Genomic DNA, 474 nt, shown 5'->3' on the forward strand with positions numbered 1-474 from the left:
CCATGATGATCGGCTTGCCCATCGTGTCGGCCTTGAAGCGCTTGAGATCGGTGGAAAGCCGCCATGGCAGGCCACCATCGCGCCCGATCACGCCGTTCTCGGCGATGGCGACGTAGATTGCGATATCCATCAGCCACCGTTCCCGTTGTCACCGCCGCTCGTGTCATCCGCCTGCTCGAGCAGCAAGATGTCGATGTCGTGCTCGGGATAGAAATCCTTCGCCGTCATCTCGAATGTCGTCGGTCCGACCTTGCGGACATTGTCGCCGCAGAAGGAGACCAAGTTCTTCGGGCTGCCCTTGTCGATGGTCAGCTTGAAGTCGCCGATATTGCCCGAGGCCCAGTTGCCGCCCGTGGTCAGGATATAGGCGATCCTGCTTTCGAAAAATTGCGGGTAGCCGTCGGGATTGTCCTTGGCCGCCTTGCGCACCGCATTCTCGAAACCATCGTCCATGCAATAGCGGGTCTTGTAGGT

At 59.3% G+C, this 474-nt stretch carries 2 protein-coding genes; both read right to left on the reverse strand.

What is annotated here, in order from left to right; translation table 11 throughout:
• The coding region (locus EOA28_RS38100; protein ID WP_148671230.1) for a dihydrofolate reductase at positions 1-130 on the reverse strand (130 nt) is incomplete at its 3' end.
• Positions 130-474, reverse strand: a 345-nt coding sequence (locus tag EOA28_RS38105) for a DUF4424 family protein (protein WP_128315962.1), incomplete at its 5' end; no start/stop codon positions are given. The genes EOA28_RS38100 and EOA28_RS38105, both read right to left, overlap by 1 nt.

The sequence above is a fragment of the Mesorhizobium sp. M2A.F.Ca.ET.067.02.1.1 genome (assembly GCF_004023285.1).
Lineage (GTDB): Bacteria > Pseudomonadota > Alphaproteobacteria > Rhizobiales > Rhizobiaceae > Mesorhizobium.